Annotated in this window: 16 protein-coding genes and 1 pseudogene; 4 read left to right on the forward strand and 13 right to left on the reverse strand. The window is 38.2% G+C overall.

The genetic code is table 11. The features are described 5' to 3' along the window. The 6 genes and pseudogenes from V7164_RS03725 to V7164_RS03750 all read right to left on the reverse strand — a co-directional run. On the reverse strand, positions 1-300 hold a 300-nt coding region (locus V7164_RS03725; protein ID WP_335353420.1), incomplete at its 3' end, for a CpsB/CapC family capsule biosynthesis tyrosine phosphatase. Positions 301-356: 56 nt separating this feature from the next. Further along, on the reverse strand, positions 357-1,073 hold the full coding sequence (locus tag V7164_RS03730) for a CpsD/CapB family tyrosine-protein kinase (RefSeq protein ID WP_335347125.1): 717 nt from the start codon (positions 1,071-1,073) through the stop codon (positions 357-359). Between the two features lie 453 nt (positions 1,074-1,526). Then, positions 1,527-1,838: pseudogene (locus tag V7164_RS03735) on the reverse strand (Wzz/FepE/Etk N-terminal domain-containing protein); the annotation flags it as partial. 211 nt (positions 1,839-2,049) lie between these two features. Continuing rightward, positions 2,050-2,817, reverse strand: a complete 768-nt coding sequence (locus tag V7164_RS03740) for a TIGR01457 family HAD-type hydrolase (protein WP_335347121.1) — start codon at positions 2,815-2,817, stop codon at positions 2,050-2,052. A 35-nt stretch (positions 2,818-2,852) separates the two neighbouring features. Next, the gene (hepT, locus tag V7164_RS03745; protein WP_335347120.1) at positions 2,853-3,290 is read right to left on the reverse strand and encodes a type VII toxin-antitoxin system HepT family RNase toxin; all 438 of its coding nucleotides are present in this window, start codon (positions 3,288-3,290) and stop codon (positions 2,853-2,855) included. A 19-nt stretch (positions 3,291-3,309) separates the two neighbouring features. Then, a complete protein-coding gene (locus tag V7164_RS03750; RefSeq protein WP_335347119.1) occupies positions 3,310-4,683 on the reverse strand; it encodes an EAL domain-containing protein in 1,374 nt (457 codons plus the stop codon). Between the two features lie 140 nt (positions 4,684-4,823). On the opposite strand from V7164_RS03750, the gene V7164_RS03755 reads away from it, so the two are divergent. Next, positions 4,824-5,090 (forward strand): DUF3055 domain-containing protein, encoded by a 267-nt coding sequence (locus tag V7164_RS03755; RefSeq protein ID WP_335347118.1) that lies wholly within the window; start codon positions 4,824-4,826, stop codon positions 5,088-5,090. Positions 5,091-5,198: 108 nt separating this feature from the next. Continuing rightward, on the forward strand, positions 5,199-5,492 hold the full coding sequence (locus V7164_RS03760; RefSeq protein ID WP_335347117.1) for a cytosolic protein: 294 nt from the start codon (positions 5,199-5,201) through the stop codon (positions 5,490-5,492). A gap of 81 nt (positions 5,493-5,573) precedes the next feature. Here V7164_RS03760 and V7164_RS03765 read toward each other — a convergent pair whose 3' ends face one another. Further along, a complete protein-coding gene (locus tag V7164_RS03765) occupies positions 5,574-5,849 on the reverse strand; it encodes a YutD family protein (RefSeq protein WP_335347116.1) in 276 nt (91 codons plus the stop codon). Positions 5,850-6,016: 167 nt separating this feature from the next. Here V7164_RS03765 and V7164_RS03770 point away from each other — a divergent pair, with 167 nt between their 5' ends. Continuing rightward, on the forward strand, positions 6,017-6,688 hold the full coding sequence (locus V7164_RS03770) for a YhcN/YlaJ family sporulation lipoprotein (protein WP_438824129.1): 672 nt from the start codon (positions 6,017-6,019) through the stop codon (positions 6,686-6,688). 40 nt (positions 6,689-6,728) lie between these two features. Here the strand turns inward: V7164_RS03770 and lipA are convergent, their stop codons facing one another. Beyond that, positions 6,729-7,652: a lipoyl synthase gene (lipA, locus tag V7164_RS03775; RefSeq protein WP_438824049.1), complete on the reverse strand. Its 924-nt coding sequence runs from the start codon at positions 7,650-7,652 to the stop codon at positions 6,729-6,731. Between the two features lie 170 nt (positions 7,653-7,822). Between lipA and V7164_RS03780 the strand changes: the two genes are divergently transcribed. Then, positions 7,823-8,809 (forward strand): M23 family metallopeptidase, encoded by a 987-nt coding sequence (locus V7164_RS03780; protein ID WP_438824701.1) that lies wholly within the window; start codon positions 7,823-7,825, stop codon positions 8,807-8,809. Positions 8,810-8,852: 43 nt separating this feature from the next. Here the strand turns inward: V7164_RS03780 and V7164_RS03785 are convergent, their stop codons facing one another. The 5 genes from V7164_RS03785 to V7164_RS03805 form a co-directional block, all read right to left on the reverse strand. Continuing rightward, positions 8,853-9,560 carry an ABC transporter ATP-binding protein gene (locus tag V7164_RS03785; protein ID WP_335353421.1) on the reverse strand — a complete coding sequence of 236 codons (708 nt, stop codon included), beginning with the start codon at positions 9,558-9,560 and terminating at the stop codon, positions 8,853-8,855. Further along, the gene (locus V7164_RS03790; protein WP_335347112.1) at positions 9,553-10,338 is read right to left on the reverse strand and encodes an ABC transporter ATP-binding protein; all 786 of its coding nucleotides are present in this window, start codon (positions 10,336-10,338) and stop codon (positions 9,553-9,555) included. The genes V7164_RS03785 and V7164_RS03790 overlap by 8 nt, the downstream gene beginning before the upstream one ends. Position 10,339: 1 nt before the next feature. Further along, on the reverse strand, positions 10,340-11,275 hold the full coding sequence (locus tag V7164_RS03795; RefSeq protein WP_335347111.1) for a branched-chain amino acid ABC transporter permease: 936 nt from the start codon (positions 11,273-11,275) through the stop codon (positions 10,340-10,342). A gap of 12 nt (positions 11,276-11,287) precedes the next feature. After that, positions 11,288-12,163, reverse strand: coding sequence for a branched-chain amino acid ABC transporter permease (locus tag V7164_RS03800; RefSeq protein WP_335353422.1), 876 nt, complete (start codon positions 12,161-12,163; stop codon positions 11,288-11,290). Between the two features lie 307 nt (positions 12,164-12,470). Next, positions 12,471-13,670 (reverse strand): ABC transporter substrate-binding protein, encoded by a 1,200-nt coding sequence (locus V7164_RS03805; protein WP_335347109.1) that lies wholly within the window; start codon positions 13,668-13,670, stop codon positions 12,471-12,473. Positions 13,671-13,879 lie beyond the last annotated feature (209 nt).

Raw genomic sequence — 13,879 nt, forward strand, 5'->3', positions numbered from 1 at the left:
ATTTAAAGTCAATATTTTCCCAGCTTTATAATCTTCAAGAAGCTCCCCATAAATTCGGGGCTCTTGACCAGGTAAAATTTTTACTGGGATTTTTGCTTTCCTTAACTTCGAATTTAACTTATTAACCTTTGCAAGTATTTTGTTTCCCTTATTATAATACCGTCCATTTTTGTGATGTGGTGTTGCAAAAATAGTTGTTATTCCTTTACTAGCTGCATGTTTAGCCATTCCTATACTTTCAATAAGGTCTTTTGCTCCATCATCAATACCAGGGAGAATATGACAATGAATATCAATCACCTTCCCCACTCCTCCGCTTTTTATCACATTTTTTAAAGTGTTTAAGATCGAATTGATTAGCTATGATCATCATAGTAATAATAATCTGTATAATTCAACTTAATATTATTGAGAACTGCTCCTAATAATCTCGCATTTACGTTCAGTAATAAAGTTTTGGCCTTTTCTGCATGTTCATATTTTGTTTTCCCACAATTAATAACCAATATCGCGCCATCACATTGATTAGCGAGTATTTGAGCATCAGTTACCGGAAGAATTGGCGGTGTATCAATAATAACCAAATCAAACTGCTCACTAATCGTCTTTAATAATTCGCTCATTGCTTGTGAACTGAGTAATTCAGATGGGCTAGGTGTGATTGGTCCGCTAGTCAATACATACAGGTTTTTAATTCTTGTTTCTTGTATAGCTTCATTTAATGGTATATGTTTAATAATTACAGATGTTAAGCCAAACATATTCTGTTTCTTAAATACATCATGAACCATTGGTTTCCGAAAGTCGGCGTCAATTAACAGTACTTTTTTCCCTTGTTGCGAAAACACAACAGCTAAGTTTGAGGATGTAATAGTCTTACCTTCACCAGGGTTTGATGAAGTGACCATGATAATACGGTTCTCACGATCAATATTAGAATATTCAATGTTTGTCCGAATGGTTCGATATTGCTCAGAAATTGGTGACTTTGGTTTAGAGATTGTGATTATTTTCCTTTTGTTTACTTTTTCTTTCTTTTTAAAAAGTCCCCGAAAATTCCATAGGTTCTTCATCCCCATCTTAAATGATTTTTTTCCTTCATCCTTCTGAAAGTAGCTGCCAGCTTGCACTGGTATCGAACCTAGTATTGGAATATCCAAAAAATGCTTAATATCATTCTCTGCCTTTATTGTGTTATCCAAATATTCTAATAGCAGCACTAGACCAATCATAGCTAAGAGACTAACCGTAAAAGCAATGAACATGTTTATAATCGGACTTGGTTTGATTGGTACGCTGCTAGTATCTTCATCTGCCATTGATAAAATGGATACATTGTCTATATTCATAATCACTTTAACTTTATTTTGAAACACATTTGCTATTGTGTTCGCCATCTTTACAGCTTTTTTTAGATCCTTGTCTTGGGTCGTAATGGTCACTACTTGTGAGTTATGTTCACTTGAAACACTAATTTGATTACTTAGTTCTTTTAAAGATGCATTTAAATTCATTTCGTTCTTTACTAAATCTAAAATTGCAGGACTTTTAATAATAACTCGATAAGTATTTATTAACTCTAGATTACCTTGTATATTGATAGCTCCCCCTGACTGTTGATCGGAATTCGTTTGATTGATTAGCAACTGAGTGGAAGTTTCATAAATAGGCGTTAAGTATTTATAGCTTACAATTCCAGTAACAAGAACTGAAAGTGACGTTATTAATACGATTAGTATTATACGTTTTAGTACAATTTTAAAAATATCCTGAATCCTTATACTCTCTCCCATCGAAATGAACCTCCACAAATTTATTAATAAGCCCTTAAATATCATGAACAATCTATTTCATATTAATTTATATATATGCAATAAAAATACTGTTCATCATAGTTAATTATTCGAAGAAGGAAAGGAAAATTTAGTTCAGATTACTTGACCAATTTATAAACACTGAAGCCCTTAATAAAAAGGATGGAGAAAATGTCTCCATCCTTTTTACTAAGGGCTTAAACTTAAACTATTATAAATATATAAAAAATCGCTCCTACAAAAACTCCCACTCATTCAGCGAATCCACTACATAACTAGGCCTCTTTTCATACCTGCCCAGCAATTCCTTCGTCGTTACTCCAGTATGAACGAGCAAAGTATCAAGACCTGCATTCATCCCCGCTAATATGTCGGTATCATAATTATCCCCGACCATAAGGGTATCTTCTTTTTTCGTCCCAAGTACTTGAAGAGCTTGTTCCATAATTATGGATTCTGGCTTTCCGATAAAAATTGGCTTAGTTTGCGTAGAAACAGTAATAACTGATGTTAACGAACCATTGCCTGGCAGAAGCCCTCTCTCTGTCGGGATTGCTATATCTCCATTTGTCGAAATAAAGGTAGCGCCATTTCTGACTGCCAAACAAGCAGTAGCCAGCTTTTCATAAGTAATGGAGCGGTCAATCCCAACGACAACATAATCTGCATTCTCTTCAACAATTGCAAATCCCTTGTCTTGCAGGGCATTCCTTATGCCTTCTTCTCCTACACAATAGACCGAGGCATCCTGCTTCTGTTCATATATGTAATTAGCCGTTGCCATACTGGTTGTAAAAACCTGAGCTTCCGTAGCGGGTATCGTAAATTGGCGGAGCTTTTCTGCCACCTGGGCAGGCGTTCTCGAGGAATTGTTCGTAACAAAAAGATAAGGAAGCCCACGCTCACGAAGCTGCTGAACAAAATCTGCTGCTTCTTTAATCAATTCCGTTCCTCTATACATTGTCCCATCCAGATCAATTAAATAGCCTTTATATTTACCCATATTTCATCACTCCCTACTACAGTGATTCAGCATCATTAATTCCTAAACGCGGAAACTGGACCAAGCTCATGAAGTAAGTATGCTCTGACTTTCTCGGGAAATTGCTTTAAAACGGATAAATGCTTGCTAAATTCCGCCTTGACTTCATCGTGATTTACCTCAGTATAGTTTTGAACAAGCATTTTGCGGTATTTAATAATATGTTTACAGCTTTTGGTTAATTCATTATGAATGACCTTTTCATCATCCAGAATGTCCACAATATCATCATAGCTCCCAGGATCACGCATAATGAATCCATCAATCATGGCATTCCCAACATCGAGAATCGCTTCAATAATTAGCTGGCTTGTCCGTTCCAGTGCAGCTTTTTCAAACTGTGAATTAAGATCTTTTATTTCTTCTAAGAATGCAAATTGCTGTTCTAAAAACACAAGAGTTGTTTCAATTTTTTCCCGATCAACAAAGTACAAATTTCTCACCCTTCTTCCATTACGATAGCTTTAATCCCTTTTCTAGAAAATCTGGACGAGCATAATAATAGCCTTGCGCTAAATCAACTTTATTTCTTGAAAGGACTGAGGCTTCTTCTTTATTTTCGATTCCTTCTGCTACTACTAAAGAACCGGCCTCCTTCGCAATAATTAGTAATCCTTTTAACATTGACTCTTTTACCGAATTTTTATCTATATCCTGAATGACAGAACGATCAATCTTAATAATATCTGGCATGATTTCACTTATAGAGTGCAAGCTTGCGTATCCGGCACCTGTATCATCAATGGCCACACGGAAACCAAGCATTCTCAACACCTTTATATTGTATAAAAAGTTCTCCATCCCTTCAATGGCATCACGCTCTGTGATTTCAAGAGTTATTTGCCTTGGGGAGATATTCTTATACTTTGCAAGCATATTCTTAATATCACGAATAAATCGTTCATGCCCTAATGTTATAGGTGTAAAGTTAATAAAGATATCGTGTGTGCATCCCGTTTTATAAATCTGTTGAAGGGTTTTTTCGAAAACAATCATCTCAAGGTCATATAGCATCCCTGTCTGCCGAGCTATAGAGAAAAGCTGGAGCGGACTTTCCAATACAGAGCCCTTCGGACCGCGGGTCAGCATTTCCCATGCCCTCACCTCACCTGTGGCAATATCTATAATCGGCTGAGCCAGAAGGTATATATCTTTTTGTGCCACTATTCGATTAACCATATACAGCATTTCATTATATTCAGATTGAACTCGCTTCTCTGCCATGGAAAGTGCATGCTGATTTGCTTTTAAAATGGCCTCTTGGATCGAATAATGTCTTTTCTCAATAAACATATAGCCTGTTTCAAACACTGGTTTCGCAAGAGGAACTAGTTCAGCTAGTTTTTTTTCAGAAAGTCTTAGAATTTTTTTCATTTTTTTATCAATATCTGTAACAGAATGACTATCATGGTTAACCTTCATAAACAGTGTCAGACCATCACTTGAATAATCATGAAGAGCCATAATTTCTTCTGACTTTACTTCGTCTTTGATCACATCTTGAAAAGTCAGCTTTAATAATTGAATAAAACCTGTATACCCCTGTTCTCCAAGCTGTTCCGGCAATTCTCGCAAATTTTTAATGTTAAACACAATCACTGCCACTTCATAGCCACCATCAAAAGCTTTACTTACTGCTTTCCTAATTGGGTCACGAATAATAAATTGCGGCGGATAAAACTTAAGCTTATCTTCTGGCAGTAAGATTTTTATCCATTTGTTCAACTGATTGAACCTTATTTTGTTTTGCCGGGGCATGGTCTCATTCCTCTCAGATGCAGCGTCCAAAATTACATATGCCACCATTTTATCACAAAATCCGACCATTTCCTCCAATATTTGAAAGATTAATCGGACAAATTGCCTGATAAACCGTTAGAGAAGCGGTGAGAATTATAATTATTTCTGTTATGATAGAATCAATACGGTTAACTGAAATTTATGTGAATAAAGGAGTATTAAATAATATGGCAGAACGTTTTTTTTTATATGATGATTTGGTAGATACAAAAACACGCTTCGTTAGCTTTATGGGTGATAATCAACGTTTTGATTTGGCTATTGTTCAATCCGATCGCTATTATGGAAAGCATATAGTTCTTGATATTCAAGGAAGCCGTTTTGCAATCATTGGACCTGATGATTTAAAAGAAGAAGGCTATTTAGAGTATGCCTTTAATCTTTCTGAAGAAGACGCTGAGGAATTGCGCTCCTTTCTATATGAATTAATTTAGTAATATGTATTCTCCGGTTTATTATCACCAGATTCACAAATAATAAAGGAGAACCTTAGATCTAAGGTTCTCTTTTTAATTTTTCTATTTTTTAAGGGGTGGTAATTGTTGGATAATAAGGAAGAGCGTGAGTATACGGATTTTACAAATGTTGAAAAGCGAAGGAACTATGTGACGGCAGAGGACTTCCCTGATGGACCATACGGATCCCCATTAAAAAGACATGATCCCGTAGAAAATAAAAGTACTCCCTTTCGCGAAGAACAGCGAAGGTATAGTGCCTTTAATTACGAAAATAAAACCTTACATGAAGACATGCCTCGGCAAATGGAAGGAGCTCATCCTACCCACGATGACCCCGAAAGAAGCACGGAACCGCCGTATGATGATTATCAAAAATAAAGCAGTAGTTAAGCAAAACTTGGCTTAATTGTATAAAAAGGCGATCAGATGATGCCTGATTGCCTTTTCTTTTTTACTTATTTACTTATTTACTTTTTTCGCCACAAAATATGCACAGCCAAAATTGCAAAATTCATACAAGTATTCCGATAATGTACTAATTTTCGTATCAAAGGTGGCTTTCTGATTTTGATCGTCAAAGAAACCCCGCAGCCTTAGCTGGCCATAACCCCAATCCCCAACAATATAATCATACCGGGTTAAAATATCGCTATATCTGCCTCGAAATGCTTCTTCATTAAAACCATTTCGTATATCTTCAATAACCTCATAGCAAACGTTATTAACACAAATCACATCAATCACCTCAGTTTAAAAACAGCGTCTATCATCCCCATTATATTGGAAATGTTTGTATTCCGAAAGGTATTTCTTACTTTATTTAAATTATAACTGATAGCCCATCAATTTCTAAGAGAAAAAAATAATCGGCTGGTTATTCTATAAGCAAGGAGGTGTTTCACATTAGAAAATCATTGATCATCTTAGGGATATGCGGCCTTACAGCACTAACTGCTTGTCAAAACAACAATATGGCAAATGAAAGCGATGGAATTTACGAAAGAAGCGGCAACACGCTGAATGTAAATACTCAGCGCCCTGAGTTATATAATCAAAATAATAATGGAAACAACGTCAACGGCAGGGATTTTAGGAATACGAATAATAATGGTACAAAAAATAATTTTGGTTATGTCCGTCACCAGAAAAGCCCCGTTGCAGGCGAAAGGGTTTCCAATGTTAATTATGGAACCATCAATAAGGAGCAATTAGCTGATATCATTTCTGGCTACTGTACGGATATTCCAAATGTTGACGATATATCTACACTTGTGACAGATGAAGAAGTGCTGGTCATTTATCATACGGACTCAAATAACCGTAACATGATTGCAGACCAAGTGAAGAAAACAGCTATGTCTGTCGTCCCTAGGTCGTACCATGTATATGTAAGTGATAATACGACTCTGCGCCCTTATGTTGAAAACTTTGCAACGAACAGCCCGAACACAAAAAATGTGAATACCGGCCTAAATAAAGTAATTAAAGAAATGCTAAAATCCCCACAAGGGAAAAAAATGGGTAATGGTGAAAACGAAAATGGAGAATTAAAGGGTGAAGAGAATAACCGTTAAAAAAAAGGGTTCAGTATTGGCTGCTGAACCCTTTTATCTTTTATGCTTCTTTAAGCTCGATTTCTCCCAACTCCTGCTGACGCTTAGCAGCAGCATTTACTTGCTCATCAGCATGGTAAGAAGATCGTACAAGAGGACCAGACTCACAATGACTAAAGCCCTTGCTTAAAGCAATTTCCTTAAACTCTTGGAACTCATCTGGGTGGTAATATTTTACTACTTTCAGATGCTTTTTCGATGGCTGTAAATATTGGCCAATCGTCATAATATCAACATTATGCGCTCTTAAAGCATCCATCGTTTCAATTATTTCCTCTTTCGTTTCTCCAAGACCGATCATTAAGCTGGATTTTGTCGGAATATCTGGCTGCATTTCTTTTGCCCTTTTCAAGAATTCTAATGAGCGGTTATATTGAGCTCGTGCTCTCACTCTCGGAGTAAGACGTTCAACCGTCTCGATATTATGATTTAATATATCTGGACGTGCATCCATCAATGTCTTTAAATTTTCATATACGCCACCCATATCAGACGGCAATACTTCAATAGTAGTGAATGGGTTCTTTCTTCTAATGGCTCTGACTGTTTCAGCAAAAACAGCTGCTCCACCGTCTTTAAGATCATCCCTTGCCACTGCTGTCACAACAACATGCTTTAAGTTCATCAGCACTACGGAATCTGCGACTCTTTCCGGCTCTTGCCAATCCAATTCAGTTGGCAATCCCGTTTTGACCGCACAGAAACGGCAAGCACGTGTACAAGTATCCCCTAGAATCATGAAGGTAGCCGTTCTTCTGACCGCCCAGCATTCATGGATATTCGGACATTTTGCTTCTTCGCATACTGTATGTAAGCTATTTTCCCTCATCATTTTCTTTAAACCGGTATAGTTTTCATTCGTGTTAAGCTTTATTTTCAGCCACTCCGGCTTACGTATGTATTCCTCTTTCGTACTCACTCTCATTCCACTCCCTTTTGTGGCATGGTGCCTGAATTCCTGTATATGATGCAACTGTAACACATGAAAAAGTCTAGGACAAGTTGGAATGTTTTGATTACCATTAATTGATATATATTTATTTCTCCAAAAATCACAAACTAAATAAGCATATGTGTGAGGAAGGGAGGATTACTTTGAGGATTAAATTAGCTGTTATTCTAACATTGCTTTTTTCTTTATTTTCTCCTTGGAACGGTAAGGCTCAGACAGTTGGAAATGAAGTATATAAAAGCCGGATGGAATTATATAAAAGGATTGAAGCTGTCACACACATTCCCTGGTATTATCTTGCCGGAATTGACCAATATGAACGAAATGTAAGGCAGGCTAGAAGAGACATTCCAAAAGCAGAAGGACTAACAGGGATCTATATCAAGCCTGAAGAATGGGCGGGACCGTTAAATCCTAATACATCTGACGATAACCCATTTTCCATTCAGTTTTTTAATGGAAAGGGGGTGGATGGCGATGGGGATGGGAAAGCGAGCTTGACGAATGATGATGATGTTCTCTATATGTTTGCTCAACATCTTCTATCGTATGGAAGGGATCATGATAATATCAAAATTGGCTTATGGGATTATTATAAGCGTGATAAAACGGTTAGCATCATTATTGGAAAAGCAAAGCTTTACAAGCATTTTGGAAGATTGAATCTAGATGATCGTGTATTTCCACTCCCATTAAGAAGCCAATATACTTATAAAAACACATGGGGAGCGGCTCGCGGCTGGGGTGGAAGAAGAATTCATGAAGGTACAGATATATTTGCCGGGTACGGGGTTCCTGTTAGGGCAACAGCATATGGAATTGTTGAAATGAAGGGCTGGAATCGATTCGGCGGCTGGCGAATCGGCATTCGGGATATTAACAATAATTATCATTATTTTGCCCATTTAAGTGGTTTTGCGAAGGACTTGAAGCTTGGACAAATTGTCGAGCCAGGGATGTTAATCGGCGGGGTTGGAAGTTCTGGTTATGGACCGCCTGGAACTTCAGGAAAATTCCCGCCACATTTGCATTACGGAATTTACAAAGACAATGGCTTTACAGAATGGTCATTTGATCCGTATCCGCACTTACGATTATGGGAAAGACAAGAACGAAACAGGAAAAAATAAAAAGAGGGGACTGGCTCTCATATGAGCCGGTCCCTTCCCACTATTAATGTCCACCTAAGTAGGCTTTCTTGATTTCTTCGCTGGCCTGCAGCTCGGCGGCTGTACCTGAAACTGTTACACGTCCTGTTTCAATTACGTACGCCCGGTTAGCAATTGATAATGCCATATGTGCGTTTTGTTCTACTAGCAAAACAGTTGTTCCTTCACGGTTAATTTCTTCAATAATTTGGAAGATCGTTTTAACCATTAAAGGAGCAAGTCCCATAGAAGGCTCATCAAGTAAAAGAAGCTTTGGTCTTGCCATTATCGCTCTTCCCATAGCTAGCATTTGCTGCTCACCGCCTGAAAGTGTCCCTGACAACTGTTTTCGACGCTCTCGCAACCGTGGGAAAGTTTCATAAACCTTTTCGATATCCTTATGAATTTCTTTGGAATCTTTTCTTAAAAAAGCTCCTAATTCTAGGTTCTCCTCAACGGTCATGTTTGCAAATACACGGCGCCCCTCTGGCACATGTGAGATTCCCGCCTTAACAATACCCTGAGCAGCCTTGCCGCCAATAGAGTCACCTAAATATTGGATTGTTCCATTTTTCGGCTTTAGAAGTCCGGATAAAGTTTTCAGCAGAGTACTTTTTCCAGCTCCGTTCGCACCAATAAGGGTAACAATTTCCCCCTTATTTACTTCTAAAGAAACACCTTTAAGCGCTTGTATATTCCCATAAAACACGTCAATTTGATCTACTTTAAGCATCTTTTGTAACCTCCTCACCTAAGTAAGCCTCGATGACTTTAGGATGATTACGAATTTCTTCAGGTGTTCCTGCAGCAATAAGCTGCCCATGGTCTAGAACATAAATTCTTTCACAAATACCCATAACTAAATTCATATCATGTTCAATCAATAAAATGGTCAAATCAAATTCATTACGGATAAAAGCAATTAACTCCATGAGTTCATGCGTTTCTTGCGGGTTCATCCCGGCGGCAGGCTCGTCAAGCAATAATAGCTTTGGACCCGCTGCTAAAGCTCTCGCAATTTCCAATCTCCTTTGCTGGCCATAAGGAAGATTTTTTGCCTTTTCATCCTTAAAATTTTCTAATTGAAAAATTTTAAGGAACTCAATTGACTTTTCCTCCATTTCTTTTTCCCCTGAAAAGTGAGAAGGAAGACGGAAAATGGAGCTTACGATTGAGTGCTTTGCTAATGAGTGGTAGGCTACCTTCACATTATCTAGAACAGAAAGCTCATTGAAAAGACGAATATTTTGGAAGGTACGGCTAATTCCTAGACGTGTTACCTTATATGGAGGCAACCCATTTAGACGTTTTCCTTCAAACAGAATGTCTCCTTCTGTTGGCACATAAACACCAGTCAGTAAGTTAAAGCTTGTTGTTTTTCCCGCACCATTCGGTCCAATTAACCCAACTAGCTCACCTTGGTTAATTTCCATGCTAAAACCTTGAACAGCTTTTAATCCGCCAAATTGAATGCCTGCTTCTTTAACCTGAAGTAATGGTGTATTGCCCATGCTAGTTACCTCCTTTCGCACTTTTCCACTTAAATAAATCAGTGATTTCACGTGTTCCCATTAAGCCTTGAGGACGATATAACATCACGATAACTAAGACAAGACTGTACATAATCATCCGAGTTTCCGGGTAATCCTGCAAGAAGGTGGACACTAATGTTAATAATATCGCTGAAATAACCGCTCCTGATAAGCTTCCAAGCCCGCCAAGTACAACAAATATTAAAATATCAAAGGATTTTAAGAATCCGAAGTTTGTTGGCTGAATAATATAGAAGTTATGCGAATACAAACCGCCCGCAATTCCGGCAAAGAAAGAGCCTAGGGCAAACGCGATAACCTTATAATAGGTCGTGTTGATCCCCATTGCATCCGCAGCAATTTCATTCTCACGAACAGAAATACACGCACGTCCATGTCTTGAATTTGTAAAGTTCATGATGACTAAAATCGTTACAAACAGACAGATGAACGTATACGTCCAAGTCGTTAAATGGGAAACCTGCATACCGGCAGCTCCACCAACATAATCAATATTCAGGAATACAATCCTGATTATTTCCGCAAAACCTAAAGTAGCTATCGCCAAATAGTCACCTTTTAAACGAAGGCTCGGAATCCCAACGATAAGTCCTGCTAATGCTGCCATAAGTCCGCCGGCTATTAAAGCAATTGGGAGTGGAAGATGAAGCTTCATCGTAAATATCGCTGAAATATAAGCACCAACTGCCAAAAACCCAGCATGTCCAATCGAAAATTGCCCTGTAATTCCAATAACTAAGTGCAGGCTGACTGCCAAGATGATGTTAATGCCTATAAAGATGAGTGTATTTGAATAAAACGGGTTTAAGATTCCAGCACTAATTAGAAATTGCGCAACTCCGTAGACGATGACCGATAAAATTAAAAATAGCCAAAATCCTTTTGCCTTTTTCATAGATTCTTTCACCTACACTTTCTCTCTAGCATTCTTACCGAAGATGCCCGATGGTCTAAATAATAGGATTAAAATGAGAATAATAAATGCTGCTGCATCTCTCCATAAAGAGAAACCAAAAGCGCTAACAACTGTTTCAACGACTCCAAGCACAAGTCCGCCTACCATCGCCCCCGGTATAATCCCGATTCCCCCTAGAACGGCGGCAACGAATGCTTTTAATCCAGGAATAATTCCCATTAGCGGTTCAATTTTTGTGTAATACACACCAAAAATAACACCTGCTGCTCCTGCCATCGCTGAACCAATAGCAAATGTTGCAGAAATCGTATTGTTTACATTAATCCCCATCAAACGGGCTGCGTCCATATCGTGTGATACTGCACGCATCGCCTTACCAATTTTTGTTTTATGAACAATGAATTGCAAAATTAGCATTAGAATAATAGAAACGGAGAGAATTAATAGAGATTGGCTGCTGATTTGAGCACCAAATACATTAAAGGATTTGTTAGCGAAAACATTTGGATAAGCTTCTGGCTGCGCACCTCGAATGTAGATAACTCCATATTCGATGAGAAGGGAAACCCCGATTGCCGTAATTAAAGCGGCTATTCGAGTTGCATTGCGGAGGCGCTTATAGGCAATTCTCTCAATGAGAACCCCAAAAATCGCACAAACCGTCATAGCGAGTAATAATGCTGGGAAAAATCCTAATCCCCAGCCAGCGATGGCATAGAATCCAATAAACGCACCGATCATAAAAACATCGCCATGCGCAAAGTTAATTAATTTAATAATTCCATAAACCATCGTATAACCTAATGCAATTAATGCATAAATACTGCCGAGTGAAATACCGTTAATTAATTGCTGTAACCATTCCATGAACTCTCACTCCTTTATTAGAAAAGCGTCAGCGCCTTGTCCCTTGAAGGAACGCAGACTAAAAGCGCCACGTCCTGTGGCAACGTCTGCATGACCCGCATCCCGCGGGTCTCAAGCATAAGACAAGCCGACGGGAAGGTTGTAGTTTAACCTTCTTGGCGGATTGGCTTAGGCCCAAGAGCCCCTAAGCGCTGAGCTAGACAATTTAGCAAAGCGCAGGCGCCTTGACAGCTTTTCGACAAAATTTTCATCATTAGGAATGGAAAATGGGAGGATAGGATAATCCCCCCATTTCCTGTGGTTAATCTTAAGGATTAACTTTTGTTTTGAATTTTTGCTTACCATCTACATATTCTAGAACGGATGCTGATTTAATTAAGTGGTGATTTTCGTCAACTGTAATAGTACCAGTAATTAATGCTAAATCTTTTGTAGCAGCAAGAGCATCTTTAATTTTCTCTGAATCAGATGTAGTGCCAGCACGTTTCATTGCATCTACAAGAAGGTATACAGTGTCATAACCAAGTGCGTTAAAAGCATCTGGTGATTTGCCGCTATTTTTGTCTCCGTAAGCTTTAACAAACTTTTGAATCGTTGCGTCTGGGTCTTCAGCAGAGTAGTGGTTAATAATAAAAGTATTATTTAATGCATCTGCACCAGCTAATTCCACTAGCTTAGGAGAATCCCAGCCGTCTGCTCCCATTAATGGAACTGTAATGCCCATTTCTCTAGCTTGCTTAACAATTAGACCTACTTCTTCATAGTATCCAGGAATGAAAATAAATTCTGGATTAGAAGCCTTAATACGAGTTAATGTAGAACGGAAGTCTGTATCCTTAGCAACATATGATTCTTCTGAAACAATTGTACCGCCAGCTGCTTCAAAAGTTTCTTTAAATGAAGCGGCAAGTCCTTTTGCATAATCACTTGCATTGTCAGCAAAGATTGCTGCATTTTTTACCTTAGCATCGTTTAGAGCAAAGTTCGCTGCAACTGTTCCTTGGAATGGGTCGATAAAAGCAGTACGGAATACGAACTCATTTACAGATCCATCTTCACGTACTGTTACAGTTGGGCTTGTACCAGATGGTGAGATAAGAACAGTCTTATTATCGTTAGCAATTTGGGCTTGAGCTACTGTATTACCACTTGTAGCAGCACCGATGATTGCGGTAACTTTATCTTGGCTCGTTAATTTAATAGCAGCGTTTGTTGCTTCAGCTGCATCTGATTTATTATCAACTTTTACAAGTTCAATTTTCTTGCCATCTACACCGCCAGCCGCGTTGATTTCTTCAACCGCAAGCTCCACCCCAGAAGCAATTCCTGAGCCATAAGATGCAACACCACCTGAAAGTTCTAAGTTAGCTCCAATTTTTATTGTATCTCCGTCTTTAGAACTTGAACCGCCTGAACCTGCTTCTTTGCTGCCGCTACAGCCAGCAAGAATACCAGCCATTAATGTTGTAGCCATTAAGACTGATGTGATTTTTTTCTTGAAAACCATTTAGTTTTCCCCCTTTTTTCTATTCTGATTGTTCAATCAATTTGAAACATAGAAAGGTCTTTTGAGCTAGATTAATTAGTTTAAAATAATCTATCTACAAACTCCTATTACGAGTCAGACTATTTTCCCAATTTAAACAAATAGATTAGGAATTAAAATATTTCTGACTATTTGTTTAATATATTGATAGTATATTATTTTTCAATTAG

Source organism: Bacillus sp. JJ1474 (genome assembly GCF_036965225.1).
Taxonomy (GTDB): domain Bacteria; phylum Bacillota; class Bacilli; order Bacillales; family Cytobacillaceae; genus Cytobacillus.